The organism is Candidatus Solincola tengchongensis (assembly GCF_015711935.1).
Classification (GTDB): domain Bacteria; phylum Actinomycetota; class Geothermincolia; order Geothermincolales; family RBG-13-55-18; genus Solincola_A; species Solincola_A tengchongensis.
Map to the genome: position 1 here is coordinate 24,688 of NZ_JACVJJ010000098.1, position 18,999 is coordinate 43,686.

Consider the following 18,999-nt stretch of genomic DNA (forward strand, 5'->3'; position numbering starts at 1 on the left):
TATGGGGAAGACACGGAGGACTGGGATGATCCTGGCAGCGGGCCTCGCGGCGCTTTTCCTCCTCGGCTCCTTCGGGCAAGCGGTCTCCGCTCCGGGTTCGCCAAGGATGGCCTGCCTGCGCTGGACGAAGGTGTGCGCCGATGACCCCGAGTGGTCGAAGGATGGCGGAACCTGGGTGATCGAGGACTATTCCTGCGTCGGTGGCCCGAAGCTGCTGGTGACCAACGACACGGGGGCCACAGCCACCTACGTCTGCGTGGGCAAGTCGCGCTTCAAGGTGGTTTCGGCCACGGACTGGCACATGGGTAGGATGGACATCCTGGTGGATGGCAGGCGGGTGGCCACCGTGGATCTCAGGTCGGAGGAGAGACGGTTCGGCGTGGAGGTTTATGAGGGGGCTTTTCCCCGCAGGCCTTTCCCTTGCGCCGTACACACCTTGACCTTCCGGTGCTCCGGTGAAGGCGGTCCCGGAGTGGTGGAGATCGACGGTGAGACCTATGATCTCACCTGGGTGCATTTCGTCAACGTCCAGGAAATATGGGTCAGATAACGCTCACCTCGCGCCTCCCTCCGGCTGGGGACGAAGCGTGATGCGCCAGGATGGGCGCAATGCGATACGCGGCCCCTTCGTCCGTTTCCCGGGGACATCCCATGCTGGCCAGGCAGGATTTCGTGGCCTGGCCTTCGCCTCTCATGGGCGAGTGGCCATGCGCCTCCGGTCAGCGCAGGTCCTCGGCCAGCACCTCCCTCACGTAGGCCAGGAGTTCCGGCCCGTAACCCTGTTCCGCGTGGCCGAAGCGGGGGAAGGTCTTCAGGCGGCAGTGGTCGCCGGCCCTGCGCTTCAGCTCGTGCGCCTGTTCCACCTCGAAGATGTAGTCGTCCTCCCCCTGGATGATGGTTAGGGGTTGGGAGGCGGTGAGGGGCGCCAGCTCCAGGGGAGAGGCCTGCCTCTTCCAAGAGGGGTCCACGTCCACGCGGTACCGTAAGCGGGCCGCCAGCCTCCCCAGCGGATTGCCCATGAGCAGCCGTATCAGCCGGGCCCCGGGGGCGCGGGCGGTCCACAGGTCGGCGGGGACGCTCACCGCCAGGGCGGAATCCAGCCCCCCGTAGATGGCGGCATAGCGTATGACCACCACCCCTCCCATGGAGAACCCCAGGGCGGCCAGCCTGCGGTTGCCGTCGCCGCGGGCCAGCTCCACCACCGCCTTGAGGTCCAGCACCTCGCGGTACCCGAAGGTGGAGCGCCCCGGGGAGAGGCCGTGGCCACGGAAGTCGAAGGTGTAGACCGTGTAATCCAGGGAGAGCTCCTGGGCCAGCGCCACCAGGCCACGGATGTTCTTGTTCCCCCCGAAGCCGTGACAGATTATCACCCCCCGCTCCGGTAGGCGTCCCAGCCGCAGGGTATCCAGGAGCACCCCATCCTCGGTGCGCACCGGGCGCCGCAGGTTCTGGACGGTATAGGCGGCGAACATGGCATCCGCGGGGAGGTCCCGGTTCACCCCGCTCTCCACCCGATTCTCCATGCGCAAATTATAACCGCCCGCCGGGGCAACTGCGGATGCCGCGGGGCTGAAAGCGGTGAGCGCCGGTTATGGGGAGGGGCTGCTGTGGCCTCCTCTCACCGCGGCCATCCGGGAGGTTAGAGCGGAGGGGCGGTACTTGTCGATGGCCTGTGGGAAAAACTCTGTGCCGCATCCGGAAAGGGATATGAGGGGCCTTCGGGATGGAGCGGATGACGGTGGATGTTGAAAGCCCCTGCCGGTGTGTGAAAGAATATCCAAGGCCGCGTGCCGGAACGCGGCCGGAGGAGGCGAAAGAGGTAATGCTCGTAGATCTGCACGTCCACACCGTGGTCAGCTCCCCCTGTTCGCACATCGACCCTCGCCAGCTCATCCACGCCGCCCGCAGATTGGGGCTCGATGCCGTGTGCGTCACCGAGCACGAGGAGATGGAGGGTGCGCAAGTTGCCTGGGAGCTGGGGTGGGAATTGGGCTTTCCCGTCCTGCGCGGGGTGGAGGTGTACACGGACTGCGGCGATATGCTGGTCTTCGGGCTGGAGATTCCCTCCTTCCCCCTCCAGGTGCCCTTCGAGGAGCTCCACCGCTGGGTGCGGGAAGCCGACGGGCTCATCATCCCCGCTCATCCCTGCCGCAGCGACCGCGGTTTCCACGACAGGCTGGGGCCGGAGAGGGCGGAGTTCCTCTTGGCGCGCGTGGATGCTCTGGAGGTCAAGAACGGGGGCAACACGGAGGAGGCCAATCTCCGGGCCGAGGCGGTGGCCCTGGAATACGGGATCCCGGGCGTCGGGGGGAGCGACGCCCATTTCCTCATGCAGCTTGGGCGCTGCCTGACCGTCTTCGAGAACGACATAGAGAGCGAGGAGGACCTGGTGCGGGAGGTGAAGGCCGGGAGGTGCCGGGCGGCCTACGCACACGAGGTTGAGGGAATAGAGCTCTCGCGCCTCTGGAGGTAGCCTTGATCGTAGACCTGCACATCCACACCAACCTGGGTTCCATATGTTCCCAGCTGGGCCCTGACGAGCTGCTGGAAAGGGTTCAGGAGCTGGGCATCGACGGCATCTGCATCACCGACCACCATTCCCACCGCGGCGCCAACAAGATGCTGGAATACGCCGGAGACCGGGGGTACCCCATTTTCCGGGGCGTGGAGATATACACCGATTTCGGGGACATGCTGGTCTTCGGCCTCCGGAGGGACACCCGGTACCACCTTACCACTTTCTGGGAACTCGTGGAGATGGCCGAGGAGGACGGCGCGGTCATCATCCCCGCCCATCCCTGCCGGGGGTGGGACCCCAAGCACGGGCATCGCCACGCCTTCCCCCGCGAGATAGCAGAGCACATCGTTGCCCTGGAGACCCACAACGGGGCCAACAAGACACGCAGCAACCTCCAGGCGCAGGAGCTGGCGCGCGAATGGGGGATTCCGGGGACGGGCGGGAGCGACGCTCACGCCCTGTGGCAGGTGGGGAAGTGCGTCACCGTCTTCGAGCGCGAGATAAAGACCGAGGAAGACCTCATCCGCGAGCTCCGGGAGGGCAGGTTCTACGGGGCTTACCTGGAGGAGCTCCGCCGGGAAGTCGTGTGAGCCTCATCCTCCCCCGGGCCGTGAGGAGCGGCTTGCGCTCACCGCTTCCGGGAGGCCCCGAGCGGCCTGAGGCTAGATGATCGTGCGGTGACGCCACGCCATATGGTAAAAACTGTAAGAAAATTGCGCAGCCTCTCAACCAGTGGGAAGTCGGCTGCCGGATGACAACCCGGAACGTGGGGATGGCCATCGGAAGACAGGCGCCGGCGCCTCCAGGCCTTCTTTATCCGCGATCGAACTCCGGCTCGGTTCGTGCCCGATGTCGGTTTTCCGGGGGCCGGAATCCCTCCTTATCTGAGCCCCGCTTTCCTCATGGCCGCGAGGACCCCTTCCGCGGGAGCGGCTTTCATGAAATGTATCCCGGCCAGCCCGGGGAGGTCGCGCAGGGACAGGGCCGTCTCCGCGGCCATCGCCGCTCCTTCAAGGGCCTGGTCGGGAGCCCTCTCCAGGCGGCGGACGGCGCTCTCCGGCACCTCCACGCCGGGAAGCCCTCTGGAGAGGTACCTCGCCGCGCGGGCGCTTCCCAGCACCAGGACCCCGGCCAGTATAGGGCATCCCCGCAGCGTAACGCGGGCCTCCTCCCACCATTCCGCGAAGGGTTCGGCATCGAAGACCGGCTGGGTGACCAGGAAATCCGCGCCCGCCTCCAGCTTGGACCGCGCTCTCTCCAGCTCCGCGCTACCTCCCCGGTGGTCCACGGCGGCCCCGATGAGGAAGGGGATCCCCGTGCTCCCGCTCCCTTCCCCCGCGTCTCCTTCGCGCATCCCCGCGGCCAGGGCGATGAGTCCGGCGGTGTCCAGGCAGTATACGTCCAGGGCGTCCGGATGGTCGCCAAGGCGGGCGGGGTCCCCTCCCAGGAGGAGGAGGTTGTATATCCCCCATGCGGCGGCGCCCAGGAGCTCGCTTTTCAGAGCGATGCGGTTGGAGCGGATGCGAGTGAGCTGGAGGACCGGTTCCACCCCGAGTTCCTTGAGCCGGATACACCCCGCCAGGCTGCTCACCCGGGGGCGGGCACCCGGGGAATCGGTGACGAACACGGCATCGGCGGCAGGCGAGAGGAGCAAAGCTTCTCTGGAAAAAACATCCAAATTCGCTTCGCGTGGAGGATGCAGGTCGCAGGTGACCGCGAGGTGGCCGGAATGCAGCGCGGCGGCCAGTCGCGTGGGGGCGGGAGGGGCGATCGTCGTTCGCGGGGAATCGCCGGACTGGACGGATCGACGAACGCTTGACGGAGTCCCATCCGCTCCGCGACTAACCTTTCCCGCTTCGTCATCCTGTCCGGGAGGCATTCCCCGAGGCACTGCCTTCCTTCCCCGTCGCGGACACAAATGCCTTCGACTCACTTGCCTTTGGTGATGCGGAAGCGGCACCGCTCGTCGCCGCGGGGCAGGGATTCCAGGACCTCTATGTTGAAGTTCCCGCCGAGGTGGGAGACCAGTCCGACGAACTCATGCCGCGAGCAGCTCTCCTCGCAGTTGATGGGGAGGTGTTTGAAGTACCAGTCGTACCAGGGGTCCCTGCGGATGGTGAGGTATCCCACCTCGCCGTCCAACTCCGCGTATATCTGCTTCAGCTTGGGGAGGTAGGCCAGGGACTCGTTGTTGAGTAGGAGGAGGAGCCTCATGGCGTCTTCCACCGTGGGCTTCAGGCGGTAGACCTTCACCAGGCGCTTGCCGGCGCTCCAGCCCACGCCGTGCATGGCCGCGTTGACCAGTTCCTGGAACTGCTGCCGGTCGAGGTTGGAGGTGGCGAACTGGGCTATGTCGTTGAAGACGCCCATGAGAGCGGCATACAGGGTGCGGTATTTATCATCTACGGACATGGCCGGGCAGACGAGCATCTCCATGCTATCACCTCCTGCGGCCATTCTAACATGGAGGCCCTGCGCCGTAGATACTCGTCCACGGCTTCCCCTCCCGGAGGGGTGGGCACTTCATGCTGGCCCTCCTGCCCATGAGGAGGTATGCCGTGCCAGGGACCCCACCGACGAGGACCAACACCAGGATGATTACCGAAAGGACCTTGAGGGTCGAGGGTCCGCCGCCGGCTGCCCCTCGGGGGAGAGGGGCCGGCGCCGGAACGGGAGGCCCGTGACCTTCCTGGGGCATGGGCGTGGGGCCCGGTGAAGGGGCTGCGGCGGGAACACGTCGTGCGTTTCTGAGGCGTACTCGTGCTTGAAGGGCTGATCGCAAAGGTAATACCAGGCGGCGCTTTCGACGTTCTCCGCTCCACAACATGGACATTTCATCCCCATCACTCCCGGCTTGTCTCTTGTTCGTCCGGATCGCCTTCTACGCTACTCCAACGGCCATATGCGGGGCACCGGCCCTATCTGCCCCACAACGGATGCCTCTTTCGCTCCGCACTCCACTCAAGCCCGCTGTCGCGGGGATAAGCGTCCGCCCTTACCCCTGTGGCCACACCGGGGGATTTGGGTATTCGAGTGGATAAGGATTTCATGCCCTCTCCCCAGCTCCACCCCCGCCTGTACCCCCAGGGCATAGGCCGACTTTTCGAAGTGTTCGACAGGTGAGGAATCATGGCCTTTTCGGCCGCGCGGTATTGGCATCCGCTCCGCGAGGGCCCCTCTTGTTGCTCGATGACCGGGTGCGTGAGAACCTCGGCTTCCATGCCCCTCCTACCTGGTTTTTTGCTTGCCCCCTCTCGTACAGCCGCGGGGGCCATTGTGCCCTCCGTATGGAAAAGCGTGCGAGTGGAGTCGCATGCTCGCCTAGACCCCTGAGCCCTCACAGGTATTTTGAGAGATTTGTCCTTGGATGATTTGACCGCCGGCCGCCCTCGACGAACCCTTGGGGGCTCACTCCTTTTCGCGATTTTAAGGTCTCCGGGGGCTTCCTCTCACGCGCCCTCTCAATACCTGGTCAGGTGGTACTCGCAGAGACCGAAGAGGTCCTCCACAGCATACTCCTCACTTCCCGAGGCCAGCTTGCCCCGGAACGTCCCGAAGGGCTGGTGGAAGTCTGAGAGTAACGGCCCCACGCGTATCCTCTCCGCCCGTTCTCCCCGGGGACGGAACTCCACATCCACCGAGCCGTCGGTGGTCTTTATGAACCAGGGCCCCAGGACGTCCGCCTCGCTGAAGCCGAAGCGCGCCGCCCCGGTGAGGTGAAGGCGGCCGTTCACCCAGTAGCAGTTCTCGCTGTAACGCTCGTCGTCGGCTATGTTGTTGTGGCAGAGGTTGGCCGCCAGTAGCCTTCCGCGGGAATCATACCCGGCGAAGGTCATCCACCTCCAGAAGCTCCGGTAGGGGTAGAAGGCCTTCTGTTCGTCGAGCAGGCAGACGTCGCGAGCGGGATCCAGGTCTATCACCTCGTCATCGACGGTCAAACGTCCCTCCACCGGGCAGGCCGCCTTGTGGGTATACAGGGGACGGTTGGGTCCGAAGGGGCTCACGACCACCAGCGGTTGAAAGCGGGAGAGGTCCTCGAGCATGCGGAATTCCCCCCTGATGCCCGGTTTGCGCGGCGAATCGGCGCTCAGTGAAACCCTGTGGAAACCGTCCTCCAGGCGGTTTTCCACGCCCAGTGAATATCCTCGGGCGGAAAAGGAGCACTCGCCCCGCCAGACCGATTCCGCCACTCGGGCCCTCCCTCCCGGTGCCTGGCGGGAGTGCTCGTGCATCTCCCCCGTGCCTCGGCGGTAGTGGTAGATGAAGGATACCCCCATGAACTTGGCGTCAAAGATCACCATCCCGAAGTAGTGTTCCGGGTGTATGACCCCGAAGTGCTGCCACTCCTTGAGGCGCAGCGCGCCCAGTGGCCTCAGGCGGGGGTTTCTCACGCGGAAGATGTCCGCTTCCTTGATGTTTAGTTCCCGGAAGGGTTCCCGGAAGACCCCGAAACCTACCACCCGGCCGTCCTCCACAAGGCGCGGGGGCGCTTCCTTCACCTCGCGAGCCGCTCCCTCCATGTCACCCTCCCTTCATCCGATGCCTGCGCGATCCGCCGTCATGGGCGCTCCCGGAAGACCCCGAAACCAATAACCCGATTCTCCTTGGCCCTCCCAATCATACCGAAACGGCACCTTTACGGCCCCCGCTTCCCGCTTGCCCCCTTTTCCTCTTTACTATCCGTTCCTCCTGCGCCCCCATTCTCTCACGGACGGCGTGACTTGTCCCTTGATGTGGGTATAAATGATTGGGGTCGGCAGGATGACCGCGACACGGACCGGGGAAAGGAGAGGATGGCCGATGATCACCGCTTTCCAGCACGTGGGCATGGGCGTGCACGACACCGAGCGGACCTACCGTTTTTACCGCAACCTCATGGGCTTCCGCGTGAAGCTCAGCGACAAGACCAGCTACCTTGAGGAGATGGCCCCCGTCATCGGGGCGGTGGTGGAGATGAGGGCCCTCATGGCCATGAACGTGAGGGGCGGGGCGGCCATCGAGCTCATCGAGCACACTTCCACAAAGCCGCAGGATCCGCCTCAGCCGGTGGAATGGGGGGATATCGGTTACCTGGAGTTGGGGCTCAAGGCCTTCCGACTGGACGACCTCTACCTGGACCTCAAGAGGAAGGGCGCGGATTTCCTCACCCCGGTGAGGGTGATGGATTGGGGCGGAGGGAAGGTCGAGAAGTACGCCTATCTCAGGGACCCGGACGGCCTCCTCATCCAGCTCGTGGAAGAGGAGGGAGGCCGAAGGCCCGAGGTGGGAGGGGTGCGGCACGTGGCCATAGGGGTTAGGGACATGGCGGAATCCCTCTCTTTCTACCGCCGGGTGCTGGGGTTCGAGGAGACACTCTTCGAGTTCTCGGGCTCGCTTCCGGAGATGGAGCCGGTCACCGGCGGCAAGGAGACGGAGATGGTGGTGCTCAGGCACCGGCCGGAGGGGGAGTGTGCCCTGCCCCTCCTGGAGAGCGCGGTGGTCAAGCTGGTGCACACACCGAAGTACCGCGGGAAGGTGATCTACGAGGGACGGAGGTGGGGGGACATCGGCCTCATGGAGATGGCCTTCGACGTCATAGACCTCCCGGAGACCGTCAACCGGATACTGGCAAGGGGCGCGGAGCTCTACCATCCTCCCACGCGCGTGGACATGGGTTCGGGGACCATCGGTTCTTTCGCCTACCTGAAGGATACCGACGGTAACGTGGTGGAGCTGGTGGAGGTGGAGAAGGTAATGCACGCTTCACCGCGCCTGATGAAAAACGCCCTTATCTGGCCGCTCAAGGCGGCGGCCAGGCTGAGGCTGCTCTGAATCAAGGTTCCATCTTACTCGCTAGGATAGCATCTACATAGAGGATGATGTCCACGGACGGGTGCGAGTTAACCGTTGAGAACATGGATAGGATGCGGTGCATCCTTGGTGAGGATGCGGTTGCCGTTGGTGCCGGCGGCAGAAACGGGATAGATCGGGGATCGTTCCCTCAGGGAGATCGATCGGCCGATCCCATTGCGGAGGTTTCGAGAGGCGGTGACGTTCATTGTGGACCCCCGGCGTAAATGCCGGAAGAGGGAATGCCGGAAGAGGGGAGCTTGACGGAAATTCTGGAGCCGTCGGGCCTTTCGAATGTAATGCGGCTCTGAGTCCCTCGAGGAATGTCAGGCGAGGACGACCCCGCCTGGGTTTATGAGTGTCGCGGCCGGCGTTCAAGTAATGCGAGGCCGCCGGATTTGTTGAGGAGCTGGTGGGAATGGATTTGCCGGATGACGTGAGCGTTCCGGAGGATCTGCAGGAGACGGCCCGGTTCCACGGTCACCTCTGCCCGGGTCTGGCCCTGGGGTATCGGGCTACCCGGGCTGCCCTGGAGAGAATGGGCCTGGACCGGTCCCGGGACGAGGAACTGGTATGCGTTGTTGAGAACGACTCCTGCAGCGTGGACGCCGTGCAGTACCTGGCAGGCTGCACCTTCGGCAAAGGGAACCTGGTCTTCCGGGATCACGGGAAACAGGTCTTCATCTTCGCTTCCCGGAGCCGCCCCGGCAAGGGGGTCAGGGTGAGCCTGAGAGCGGATGCCCTGCCGCCGCCGTCCGGGGAGGAACCCTCGGAGAGGAGGGCAAGGTTCCTGCGTAAACTCCTGGAAGCGCCTGTCGAGGAGCTCTTCCGGGTGGAGGAGGTGGATTTCCGGCTCCCTGAGGAGGCGACCATCCATCCCTCCGTGCCCTGCGAGCGCTGCGGCGAGCCGACCATGCAGACCCGCCTTGTGGAGGTGGAGGGGAAGAGGCTGTGCATCCCCTGCGCCGAGTCCCTGCGGGGCTGAAGACCTCCGTGCCCTGCGAGCGCTGCGGCGAGCCGACCATGCAGACCCGCCTTGTGGAGGTGGAGGGGAAGAGGCTGTGCATCCCCTGCGCCGAGTCCCTGCGGGGCTGAAGACCTCCGTGCCCTGCGAGCGCTGCGGCGAGCCGACCATGCAGACCCGCCTTGTGGAGGTGGAGGGGAAGAGGCTGTGCATCCCCTGCGCCGAGTCCCTGCGGGGCTGAAGACCTCCGTGCCCTGCGAGCGCTGCGGCGAGCCGACCATGCAGACCCGCCTTGTGGAGGTGGAAGGGAAGAGGCTGTGCATCCCCTGCGCCGAGTCCCTGCGGGGCTGAAGACCTCCGTGCCCTGCGAGCGCTGCGGCGAGGCCGGGAGAGGTCGCCTAGCCGATTTTGAGCGAGAATTGCGCGTCCGCGCGGGTAGATAGTTTTGGGATATAATGGAAAATAATGGTTAAATCGATTATCGGGATCTTTTAAGGACCGCGGAAGGAGATATTACGTTCGGCCTCAGGCCAGGATGATGCGGCTTCTTTCCCTCCAGTCCTCGTCCAGCTCTCCTCTGAATACGCGCCGGGCGGGCCCTCGCGTGAGAACCTCGCCTTCCGCGGTCACTTCCACCTCCATGAGCCCACCGGGAAGCTGGACGTGGACCTTCCTCTTGCACCTTCCGGTGCGTAGAGCAGCCGCCACCGCCGCTGCCGCTCCCGCCGCGCTGGCCAGCGTCTCACCCGCCCCTCTTTCCCAGGAACGCAGCCTCATCTCCGACATGTTTATCACCTGGGCGAACTCCACGTTGACGCGGAGGGGGAACAGGGGATGATTCTCCAGAGCCGGTCCCAATTCCCGCACCAGGCGGACGTCGGCCTCATCGAGGAATAGGACGCAGTGCGGGGAGCCAACGGAAAGACAGGTCACGTTCAGGCGCTTCCCCTCCACCTCCAGGGGTTGGTCTACGGCCTCGTTGTCCTCTCCCTTCATGGGTATGGAGGAGCGGCGGAAATCGGGCCTGCCCATGTTGACCTCTATCGTGGTCACCTTTCCCATGGCCGTGTGAATCACGATGTCCCTTATTCCGGACGGCGTTTCCACCTTCAGCCGCTTCCCGGTGTGGGTCCCCGTATCGTACAGGTGTTTGGCCAGGCAGCGCAGGCCGTTTCCGCTCGCCCCCGCTTCGCTGGCGTCCGGGTTGTAATTGACCATCCTGCAGGCCGCTTTCTGCGAGGGTTGGAGGACGATGATGCCGTCGCTCCCGATGCCCAGGTGGCGGTCGCAGAGCATCCGGATATCCTCGGGGGAAAGGCGTACGGGAGACTCGAGCGCGTCTATGAGGATGAAATCGTTTCCAAGGCTGTGATATTTATAGAACTCCAACTTGCCCTCCTGGTCGTTTATCGGTTTGGGCGAACGTTTCGTCCCTCCTGTCATCTTGACGAAGCCTGCCTCGACCTCCCAAGGCCCGGAAGCGGTATCCCCGAGGACCTCGACCCCCGGCCCCGCCACCGGGAAGGAGGATTTATCCGGTTGGGCCTTACGTTCCCGGAGGCCCGGTCGCCGCCTAGGGACCCGGTTTCCTCGGGCTTCAACGGGTCAAGGATTTGAAGGCGGCGACCCCCGGACTCGGCTACCGGTGATCTTCAGGGCACGGCATCCGGCTTCCGTCCCTCACGTCCGTCCTTAGACGATGAGGCACTCTCCTTCCAACAACGCCCTCTCGCCTCTTGGGCGCCTCCTTGTTTGAGGGCGCGAGCCTTTTAAATCTCCGGCGCGGGAAGAGCGAGATGATGCTGGCCGTGATCCTCTTTCGCCCCGGCGTCGCTTCTCCGGCCTTTCCCAACATATCATATACGTGCGGCATCATGTCCGTCCCGGTAAATGATTCCCGTCGTTTGCGCCGGGGATCTCCTCTTTGCGAACTCTCCGGCGCTGGAGCCCCCATCTCGTGAACCGTCCCGGATGACGGATCCCCTCCCACCGGTCGGGGTTGGCGCCCGGCGGAAAACCCCTCCGTTTCCCGCCCCTAGCACGACGAGGGCTCCTAATCCTAAACCGTCCCAGGTGCCGGATCCCCTCGCGCATGTCGAGGTGTCCCCCGGACAAGGGACACCCGCCTTCCTCCTAAGCCGCGTATCAGGTACCTCTTTCCCCCAGGCTCCTCTTGGATGACGGATCCCCTCCCACCGGTCGGGGTTGGCGCCCGGCGGAAAACCCCTCCGTTTCCCGCCCCTAGCACGACGAGGGCTCCTAATCCTAAACCGTCCCAGGTGCCGGATCCCCTCGCACCGGGTATGATGTTGGATGGAGATCCATGAGCGGTGGGGCTTCCGCGGGGTCGCGCTTGCGGGAGATTTTCCTGGATGGTCGCGGGAAGAGGCCCCTCCCGTTTTCCCGTGTGCCTTACGGCCTGTCGCAGGAGGACGCCGGTGTCTTCGGAAGTATGCGGGATATAAAGGGAGGGGAAAGGCCTTTAGCGATTGGTGAAGGAGGGGGTTTGAGCCTCGAATGGGACACTGACGAGGAGAGGGAGGAGTGGCTGAGCCAGGCCCTGCTCACCTTGCGCGCCGCCGAGGAGATGCTCCTCGGCGACCTGGCGGGCGACTGCATAGCCAACTCCTTTCTGGCCATGATATATGCCGCCAGGGCTGTTCTGGTGGGCAGGGAGGGCGAGGTGACCACCTGGGAGGAGGTCATCCGACGCTTCCGGGAAGCCGCCGTGGATAGCGGGATGAGTCCCGAGAACCGACGGGCCCTACCCGTGGTGGCCGAGCTCTACCGCCGCGTCTTCGTGGCCGGGGACATGGAGGCGGACCCGGTCACCGCCTCCGCCTGCCTGGACGATGCCCGCTCTTTCCTGGAGGAGGTGGCTGAAAGGATGGGTTTGTCCATAACCAGGGAGGATGACGAGGACGGAGACCGGTATCTTTGAAGGCTCATCGGCTTGGTGACCCAGGACCTCGAGGATAGGGCTTAAGTTGTGCTTTTCACCTGTCGCCGAAACCGGCGGCGCATCGCCCCAGCCCTGACCCCCCTCATGGCCGAATGTTTCGACATGCCGATCAGGCCGGAGCCTCTCAGAGCAGTCTCCGGTCCCATCCCAACCTTGCCGGTACGGAGGGATTGTGGCGAGAGGGGGAGGCCGACCGCACTTCGATGCCTTGGGGCTGACCAAACCCCTGGCGATATGTCGTAAGGAGGTGTTACGAAATATTGGTGTTCAATAAACAGTCATCGAGTTTGACTAATAAGTATAAGATTGCTTATAAAATAAATGGCCAACTCGTGCTCTGGCCAGTCCTTCCGTTCTTGCCCTTCAGGGAGTTGGGTGGAGGGAGGCGGCCTTCATCGTTGCCGGTAAGAGACGGGATGATTTTCCCGTGAGGCTTGCCCGCGATGACGGCTTCAGGGTCCGGATCGGCTTGTAAAGAGAACGAGCCAGGCGGATGGCTGCCGCTCTGCTAGCGAGTACCTGGGATGCCCTTATCCGCGTCGAGGACCCGTGCTGGCAGCGGCAGTTGGGGATGCGGGGAGCCGGTTCGTGTTGAGTCGAGGGGGGGCTCCGTCGTGGCGGGGACGATGATCCCGAGTACTTCGGGCCCATGCAAGGCCGCTTCTGGAGGAGCCGTTTACGGGATGCTGGAGGTTGCCGCCGGCACCTTTTTTCTACCTGGGTGTCCGTTCCCGGGCAACCGGGGAACCATCTCGCCGGGATGTCCGCCCGGCGCAGAGGCGGCACGGCCGGCATCGGTACCTGATAATTCGCGACGGGTGCTGACTTCTGGGGTCTCGTTCGAGGGGGAAACCAGGAATTGGACATGTGCCGCGAATGGGATGTCGGCGGCAGGACCCGTCGCGAATCATGAAACACCCTGGGCAGCGGCGTTCTCGCGTTTGAGGGTCGATTTTCCCTCCGTTGCACGGATTCGTGGTGGGTGGGCGCGGCACGCTCTCTTCGGGTGAGGACAGCCGCCAAGGAAGATGACGGGAGGCGCGTCATGACCGTGGATAGATACGACGTCATAATCATCGGCGCGGGCGTGGGCGGTCTGGTCTGCGGGAATTACCTCGTCCGCCAGGGAAAGCGCGTGCTGATCGCCGAACAGGGGCGGCAGGTGGGAGGCAACATATCCGGCTTCCGGAGAAAGGGCTTCTTCTTCGACGCCGGTTCCCAGTCCACGGAAAACGTGGGAATCCTCTTTCCCATACTCGAGGAGTTGGGGCTTTTCGATCCTGCGGACTGGGATCGCGCGGACTGGCGCTGGAAGACGCCGCACTGCGATGTCGTACTCCGCGACTTTACCCAGATAAGGCGAGACTTTAAGGCTTGCTTTCCGGAATCCGCCTCGGACATCGATGCCTGGTTCGACTTCCTGGAGCCAGGGACCATGCTCCTCAAGGAATTGATGGAACGGCCGTTCCCGCTGCTGAAACGCGGCGCGGAAAAGCACCGCCTGAACGCGAGGATGCTGAGGGCCGGCTTCTCGATGCTCAGGTCCATGACCGAGACGGTCCGTAAGCCGGGAAGCGAAAAGGCGCGGGAGATATTCAGGGACCCACGGCTGGCCTTTCTCTTCGGCGAGTTTGGGGACCAGAACATGCTGTTGTTCATGCATTTCGCCTTCTGGTACAGCTTCCTCTTCGACTACGTCTACCCCAGGGGAGGCCTGGTGGCCCTGGCCGGGAAGCTGGCTGATGCCTTCGAAGAGCATGGAGGAGAGATAAGGGTATCCTGCGGGGTGGACAGGATACTCGTTTCCGGACGCACCGCCGTGGGCGTTGAAACCTCGCATGGTGAACGGATCTATGCCGAGAAGATCGTGAACACCGGCAACCCGAGGCGGCTGGTCACCGAGATGTGCGACCCGGCGCTGTTCCCGAGGAAGTTCCTCTCGAGGAACAAGGACGGGGAGTTGAGCATCTCGGTGGCCACGGCGTTCCTCGGTCTGGACATCGACGATTCCGAACTTCTCGAGAGACATAAGGTGCACCACGTGCTCTATTGGAGGGACTACGGCCTGAGCATGGACATCTACGACCCGGAGATACACCGCAAGAACTGGCTCATGTCCAGTTGGGTATCCATGCACGACAAGAGCTTGGCGCCTGAGGGAAAGAACTCGTTGATAGTCCAGGTTCCCATGCCCTACGACTGGATGAACGGTTGGGGAACCGGTTCGGCCGACCCCACGGCTCGGAGCGAGGCCTACAGGGACCTCAAGTCGAGGGTCCTGGAGGACATCATCGAGGATATGGAGGACATTATTCCGGATATACGCGGCAGGGTGGAATACAAGGAGTTGGCCACGCCCCGAACCCTGGCACGGCTCACCCTCAACCCGAAGGGGTCCATAATGGGCTGGTCCTACGACATGTACAAGACGCCCCTCTTCGGGCGTTTCGTCCAGTTCACAACGCCGATAAGGAACCTTTACATGGCCGGCCATTATTCCATCTGGCCGGGAGGCATCGTTTTCTCCGCCCTTTCCGGCAAGCTCGTGGCGCAGGGCATGTACGAGGGTTTCTGGAAGGTGTTGCTCTGGTGAAGGAGAAAAAGGGATCCGGCACATCACTGCGTCCGCCGTTACTTGAAAGGGGCGCCCGGCCCGCGGCAGGCATGCCGGGAAGGTGGGAACCGCCTCAGCTGCGCTTCTCCCATATCTCCAGGAAGCGCTGGGCGTCCTCCCACATGTAGATGTTGTTGAAGAGCACGTAGGCCCTCTTCTTCTTGCTCTTCTTCAGGATGGTCACCAGCTTGTTCAGTTCCTGGTCGGTGAAGCGGTGCTTGTAACCCCCTATCCCGTGAAGGCGCCAGTAGATCACCGACCCCCACTTCTCCCGTCCCTGGAAGGGGTCCACCACATGGATGAGGTCCAGCTCCCGGCACAGCTTTCCCGCTTCCTCGGGACTCCAGGCCCCTCTCGGCTCCCAGGCCAGTTTCAGGCCGTCGCGCTCGATGGTGGTCAGGAACTCCCGCATCTGGGCGATGTTCTTGGGGCCGGGCCCGAAGCTGGCCGGGGTCTGGAAGACCACGATCTCCGCCTCCAGGGCGTGGGCCACCTCCAGGGTCTCCTTCCAGGCCTGATAGTTCTCCGGGCTGGGCTTGAAGGAGCCGTAAGCTTCCTTCTTCTCCTCCGGGATGGGGTGCGTCAGACGCCGATATGTGGGGCTGGAAGGCCGGTGGGTGATTAGCTGCCAGGCTTTGAGGGTGAATTCGAAGTGGGGAGGGGCTTCCTGGCGCCATTTCAGGGACGTGGCCACCCTTGGAAGCTGGTAGAAGGTCCTCTGCAGTTCAACCAGGGGCAAGGTCTGATAGTAGATGGACCTGGCCTGAGGAAAACCGCAGCAACCGACCTTGAGCTCCAAGGCGAAACACCCCTATTCCGAACGAACTTGTCTGGTTTACCGGCGGTAAAAACCGGACCAGCAAGCACTGCTAAATATTTTATAACAAAATATAACAGAAAGGGCCGGGGGGAATGTTCCTCCCGGCCCGCGGTTCGCTCGTCCTTCCGTCGCGTGAGCCTCCTATTCGAGGTCCTTCTTCAGCTTGCCGGCCTCGCTCAAGAGGTTGTCTATGGCCTCGGAGAGCTCGTTTATCTTCTTCATCTCCTCACTTTCGAGGAGCACGGTGAGGTCGGGGACGGTTCCCGGCTGCATGGTGGACAGCATCTGCATAAACTTGGCCACGAGAGCCTCCACCTGGACCAGGAGCTCCTGGTTCTTCTCCACCACCTCGAGCATCTTCCTGGCGTACTCCTTGTACTTCTCCACGCCTTCCAGCTGGAGGATCTGCTCATAGCTGGCCTTGGCCGCCTCAAGGTCCCCCTCCATCTCGGATACGGTCTTGCTTATCTCTTCCTTGGTCTGCTCTATCTGCTGCGGGGTTATGCTCGTCGCTCCACCGGAGAGCAGCGACTTCGCTATCTCGCTCTGCTTCTGCTCCAAGGCGCTTGCGGAAGTCTCCACCTTGTCGTAGCTGAGATCTCCCTCCTTCATCAGCGACTTCGCCGTTTCCAGGTCCTTCTCCCCCCCGCAGCCGAGGATGGTCACGGCCGCGGTAAGCGCCAAGAGTGCCGCCAGGACGATCACCAGGGATTTCCTCATTCCCCAACACCTCCATTGTTGCTCCTCGCGCCCCATGCGGGCGCCCTTTCCTGCATGACGAGAACTGCGCTCGGACAACCTTGCGCCCTTCCCTCCCACAGGCGAATCGGATGTGGTCTGGCCTGGGCCATATGAGCCGCCCATCCCTGAGGCCTTGTGGGACGGTTGCAAGCTCCGGTTGCCGCCGGGTCCGCAGGCTCGGGGGCCTTGCAAACCCATTCCACAGCCAAATATTATATTCAACTCCGCCGCGGTCTTGTCCTTTCCCGCTTGAGGGAAGAGTTTCTTTTTTCGCTTTGTGGAACGGGATTTTCCACCCCTGTCCTAAACCTTCTTGATTTGTGTGCCCGCTGCACGCCCCTCGGCCTCCCACGGCCTTCGTGCCCTCCGGCGATTCTTCTTTGCCGCCGGGGTTCCTGTTCAACACCGTGGGTAATTGAGCCATATGGACCCTGTGGCATCCCGCTACCTTATTCATGTGCCGCTCAACCCCCATTCCTAAGCCGGGCAAGGAGGGGACGGGCGTTCACCGTTCGGGGTAGGACCTTTCGAGACGGCGATCTGGTAATGGGGATGGGGAAGGTGACCCGGGGGCTTCGTGTCGCGAGCTTGGTCCATCACCCGGATATCCCTGCAGGACCGCCGGAGGGCAAAAGTGGGGAGGTTCACCGGATGGCGATGAGTGGTCGGGCGCACGGATATCGTGGTTGTCCTCCCACAAGGTAGTGATGGCCGGCGGTATCTTGTTCACGGCCCGGGTTTCGACGCCTTCGGCGCTATCGTCGGCTCTCGGGTTTGCGTGTTATGCTGTCCCCGGCTCTCGGGCCCGCGTTTTATACCCTCCCCCCTGGTCGTCGTCCAAAAAGGGCGGGCGCCGTCCCCGACCCTCGGGCCCGCGGCCCGCCCTCTTTCGTCACCCGTTGAGGGCCTTTTCCCCTTCCGTCCTCGAGGGATCCAGGCCCTTCCTGCCGCCATCCTCCTCTACGCCGGGCTTGCGGATGCGGAAGCCCCGCTCCTTCAGGTCTTTTATGAAATCCCGGTTAAGGGACCGCCACTTGTTCACGGCATGATGCGCGTAGAGATAGAGGGCCATGTCCTTCCAGCGGAAAAGCAGGCCCAGCTTCCAGCACTGCCAGGTGGAGTAGAAGCGCCGCATGGAGCGTATGGACCCTTCCTTCTGGAGCTGGTAGGGGGTCATGTTCCGGGGGTTGAAGACCACGTGGTGACCGCTGTATTTGGACCAGTCCTCGACGATTATCCTTCCCTGGTGGCGGAGCTCCTCGTAGGTCTCGGTGCCCGGAAGCGGGGTGAGGACCAGGAACTGCACGGTGTCTATCTTTAGGCCGCGGGCGAAGCGCACCGTTTCGCGGATGGTCTTCACGTCGTCCTCGTCGGAGCCCAGGACGAACATGCCGTGCACCTTGATGCCGTAGGTGTGGAGGACCTTCACCGCCTCGGCGATATCCTGGACCGTCTGCTCCTTGCGGTAGCTCTCCAGGGTCTTCGGGTTGATGGACTCCAGCCCCAGGTAGAGGAAGAGGCAGCCGCTGTCCCGCATGAGCTCCAGGAGCTCCTGGTCCCTTATCACGTCCACCCTGGCCTGTGCCGTCCAGCGTACCTTGATGCCCCTCTCTATCATCCCCCGGAGCAACTCCTTGGTACGCCTCACGTTGGCTGTGAAGTTGTCGTCGTAGAAGAAGATGGTGGCCTTGGGGTTGCGGCGATGGAGGGTCTCCAGTTCCGCGAGGACATCTTCCGTGTCCCGGAAGCGGTAACGCCGCCCGAACATCTTGGTCACGGAGCAGAACTTGCAGTTGTAGGGACATCCCCGGCTGGTCATCACCGGGAGGATGCGTATCTTCTCCCAGTTGTGGATGAGGGTCAGATCCGGCCAGGGAAGAGCGTCCAGGTCGTCCACACGAGGGACCACGGGATTGTGATAGAAAATTTCCCCTTCCCGGTAAGATAGGCCGGGGATGTCGTCGAAATCCTGCCGGCCGTCCCGGAGGCGCCTCACCAGCTCGAGGAAGGAATACTCTCCCTCGCCGCGAATGACGAAATCGGCACCCTTCCCCAGCGCCTCCTCGGGGAGGAAGGTCACGTGAGGTCCGCCCATGACCACCGGGATGTCCCCGCGCCTCTTGGCCTCTTCAAGGATGGAATAGGCCTCCGGTGCGGTGGGGGTGATGGTGGAGATCCCCACCAGGTCCGAGGAGGCCACCGCTCCCCAGTCGATCCCTCCCAGTTCCTGGAAGTAGATGATGGGCCTGATCCCCAGCTCCCTTTCGAGCATGGCGCCGAGGAGGGGGAGTCCCAGGCGGGGGAGCTTGAACTTGGCATAGACGTGGACTCCCGACGCCCTGGGTTCTATCAGTGTAATGCGCATCTCCTTGCCTTCCCTTAATCTCTCCGTGATTGCGGCTCTTCGCCTTCCCGCGATGCCCGCATGTCCTTTCCCGGGCCGCGCCCGTCTGGGGTACGGCTACCGACTTTCGCGCTTTCGCCTCCCCGCAACGCCCTCATGGTTCTTTCCCGGAAGGGCCTTGGCGATTGCTACCCTATCGGACTCCAG

The 18,999-nt window shown here is 63.2% G+C and carries 18 protein-coding genes; 10 read left to right on the forward strand and 8 right to left on the reverse strand.

The window, feature by feature from the left end; translation table 11 throughout:
* Positions 1 to 25 precede the first annotated feature (25 nt).
* Positions 26 to 550 (forward strand): hypothetical protein, encoded by a 525-nt coding sequence (locus tag H7007_RS09250; RefSeq protein WP_287154943.1) that lies wholly within the window; start codon positions 26 to 28, stop codon positions 548 to 550.
* A 169-nt stretch (positions 551 to 719) separates the two neighbouring features.
* Here H7007_RS09250 and H7007_RS09255 read toward each other — a convergent pair whose 3' ends face one another.
* The gene (locus H7007_RS09255; RefSeq protein WP_287154944.1) at positions 720 to 1,511 is read right to left on the reverse strand and encodes an alpha/beta hydrolase; all 792 of its coding nucleotides are present in this window, start codon (positions 1,509 to 1,511) and stop codon (positions 720 to 722) included.
* 311 nt (positions 1,512 to 1,822) lie between these two features.
* Between H7007_RS09255 and H7007_RS09260 the strand changes: the two genes are divergently transcribed.
* Entirely contained in the window at positions 1,823 to 2,473 is a 651-nt protein-coding gene (locus H7007_RS09260; protein WP_287154946.1) for a PHP-associated domain-containing protein, read from the forward strand.
* 2 nt (positions 2,474 to 2,475) lie between these two features.
* Positions 2,476 to 3,108 (forward strand): PHP-associated domain-containing protein, encoded by a 633-nt coding sequence (locus H7007_RS09265; protein WP_287154947.1) that lies wholly within the window; start codon positions 2,476 to 2,478, stop codon positions 3,106 to 3,108.
* Positions 3,109 to 3,398: 290 nt separating this feature from the next.
* On the opposite strand, the gene H7007_RS09270 is transcribed toward H7007_RS09265, so the two are convergent.
* From H7007_RS09270 to H7007_RS09280, 3 genes are all read right to left on the reverse strand, one after another.
* A complete protein-coding gene (locus H7007_RS09270) occupies positions 3,399 to 4,397 on the reverse strand; it encodes a methylenetetrahydrofolate reductase (RefSeq protein WP_287154949.1) in 999 nt (332 codons plus the stop codon).
* A gap of 50 nt (positions 4,398 to 4,447) precedes the next feature.
* Complete coding sequence (locus tag H7007_RS09275; RefSeq protein ID WP_287154950.1) at positions 4,448 to 4,954, reverse strand: hypothetical protein; 507 nt, start codon at positions 4,952 to 4,954, stop codon at positions 4,448 to 4,450.
* A 1,025-nt stretch (positions 4,955 to 5,979) separates the two neighbouring features.
* On the reverse strand, positions 5,980 to 7,038 hold the full coding sequence (locus H7007_RS09280) for a DUF2804 domain-containing protein (RefSeq protein WP_287154951.1): 1,059 nt from the start codon (positions 7,036 to 7,038) through the stop codon (positions 5,980 to 5,982).
* A 280-nt stretch (positions 7,039 to 7,318) separates the two neighbouring features.
* On the opposite strand from H7007_RS09280, the gene H7007_RS09285 reads away from it, so the two are divergent.
* The 5 genes from H7007_RS09285 to H7007_RS09305 all read left to right on the forward strand — a co-directional run bounded on the left by H7007_RS09285 (position 7,319) and on the right by H7007_RS09305 (position 9,662).
* On the forward strand, positions 7,319 to 8,329 hold the full coding sequence (locus H7007_RS09285; protein WP_287154953.1) for a VOC family protein: 1,011 nt from the start codon (positions 7,319 to 7,321) through the stop codon (positions 8,327 to 8,329).
* 436 nt (positions 8,330 to 8,765) lie between these two features.
* On the forward strand, positions 8,766 to 9,332 hold the full coding sequence (locus H7007_RS09290; RefSeq protein ID WP_287154954.1) for an FmdE family protein: 567 nt from the start codon (positions 8,766 to 8,768) through the stop codon (positions 9,330 to 9,332).
* 8 nt (positions 9,333 to 9,340) lie between these two features.
* Positions 9,341 to 9,442: a TraR/DksA C4-type zinc finger protein gene (locus H7007_RS09295; RefSeq protein ID WP_287154955.1), complete on the forward strand. Its 102-nt coding sequence runs from the start codon at positions 9,341 to 9,343 to the stop codon at positions 9,440 to 9,442.
* 8 nt (positions 9,443 to 9,450) lie between these two features.
* Positions 9,451 to 9,552: a TraR/DksA C4-type zinc finger protein gene (locus tag H7007_RS09300; RefSeq protein ID WP_287154955.1), complete on the forward strand. Its 102-nt coding sequence runs from the start codon at positions 9,451 to 9,453 to the stop codon at positions 9,550 to 9,552.
* Positions 9,553 to 9,560: 8 nt separating this feature from the next.
* Positions 9,561 to 9,662 carry a TraR/DksA C4-type zinc finger protein gene (locus H7007_RS09305; RefSeq protein ID WP_287154955.1) on the forward strand — a complete coding sequence of 34 codons (102 nt, stop codon included), beginning with the start codon at positions 9,561 to 9,563 and terminating at the stop codon, positions 9,660 to 9,662.
* A 174-nt stretch (positions 9,663 to 9,836) separates the two neighbouring features.
* Here H7007_RS09305 and dapF read toward each other — a convergent pair whose 3' ends face one another.
* A complete protein-coding gene (gene dapF, locus H7007_RS09310) occupies positions 9,837 to 10,700 on the reverse strand; it encodes a diaminopimelate epimerase (protein WP_287154956.1) in 864 nt (287 codons plus the stop codon).
* Between the two features lie 1,117 nt (positions 10,701 to 11,817).
* Between dapF and H7007_RS09315 the strand changes: the two genes are divergently transcribed.
* Both H7007_RS09315 and H7007_RS09320 read left to right on the forward strand, forming a co-directional pair.
* Positions 11,818 to 12,252 (forward strand): HEPN domain-containing protein, encoded by a 435-nt coding sequence (locus H7007_RS09315; protein WP_287154957.1) that lies wholly within the window; start codon positions 11,818 to 11,820, stop codon positions 12,250 to 12,252.
* 1,066 nt (positions 12,253 to 13,318) lie between these two features.
* Positions 13,319 to 14,866: a phytoene desaturase family protein gene (locus H7007_RS09320; RefSeq protein ID WP_287154958.1), complete on the forward strand. Its 1,548-nt coding sequence runs from the start codon at positions 13,319 to 13,321 to the stop codon at positions 14,864 to 14,866.
* Positions 14,867 to 14,960: 94 nt separating this feature from the next.
* Here the strand turns inward: H7007_RS09320 and H7007_RS09325 are convergent, their stop codons facing one another.
* The 3 genes from H7007_RS09325 to H7007_RS09335 all read right to left on the reverse strand — a co-directional run bounded on the left by H7007_RS09325 (position 14,961) and on the right by H7007_RS09335 (position 18,813).
* A complete protein-coding gene (locus H7007_RS09325; protein WP_287154959.1) occupies positions 14,961 to 15,686 on the reverse strand; it encodes a DUF72 domain-containing protein in 726 nt (241 codons plus the stop codon).
* 162 nt (positions 15,687 to 15,848) lie between these two features.
* Positions 15,849 to 16,427 carry a hypothetical protein gene (locus tag H7007_RS09330; protein ID WP_287154960.1) on the reverse strand — a complete coding sequence of 193 codons (579 nt, stop codon included), beginning with the start codon at positions 16,425 to 16,427 and terminating at the stop codon, positions 15,849 to 15,851.
* A 913-nt stretch (positions 16,428 to 17,340) separates the two neighbouring features.
* A complete protein-coding gene (locus H7007_RS09335) occupies positions 17,341 to 18,813 on the reverse strand; it encodes a B12-binding domain-containing radical SAM protein (RefSeq protein WP_287154961.1) in 1,473 nt (490 codons plus the stop codon).
* Positions 18,814 to 18,999 lie beyond the last annotated feature (186 nt).

Coding starts and splice junctions, on each gene's coding strand:
- H7007_RS09275 (WP_287154950.1), bottom strand. CDS start 4,954: ATGGAGATGCTCGTCTGCCCGGCCATGTCCGTAGATGATAAATACCGC.
- H7007_RS09330 (WP_287154960.1), bottom strand. CDS start 16,427: ATGAGGAAATCCCTGGTGATCGTCCTGGCGGCACTCTTGGCGCTTACC.
- H7007_RS09285 (WP_287154953.1), top strand. CDS start 7,319: ATGATCACCGCTTTCCAGCACGTGGGCATGGGCGTGCACGACACCGAG.
- H7007_RS09320 (WP_287154958.1), top strand. CDS start 13,319: ATGACCGTGGATAGATACGACGTCATAATCATCGGCGCGGGCGTGGGC.
- H7007_RS09270 (WP_287154949.1), bottom strand. CDS start 4,397: ATGCCTCCCGGACAGGATGACGAAGCGGGAAAGGTTAGTCGCGGAGCG.
- H7007_RS09290 (WP_287154954.1), top strand. CDS start 8,766: ATGGATTTGCCGGATGACGTGAGCGTTCCGGAGGATCTGCAGGAGACG.
- H7007_RS09335 (WP_287154961.1), bottom strand. CDS start 18,813: ATGCGCATTACACTGATAGAACCCAGGGCGTCGGGAGTCCACGTCTAT.
- H7007_RS09260 (WP_287154946.1), top strand. CDS start 1,823: ATGCTCGTAGATCTGCACGTCCACACCGTGGTCAGCTCCCCCTGTTCG.
- H7007_RS09250 (WP_287154943.1), top strand. CDS start 26: ATGATCCTGGCAGCGGGCCTCGCGGCGCTTTTCCTCCTCGGCTCCTTC.
- H7007_RS09280 (WP_287154951.1), bottom strand. CDS start 7,038: ATGGAGGGAGCGGCTCGCGAGGTGAAGGAAGCGCCCCCGCGCCTTGTG.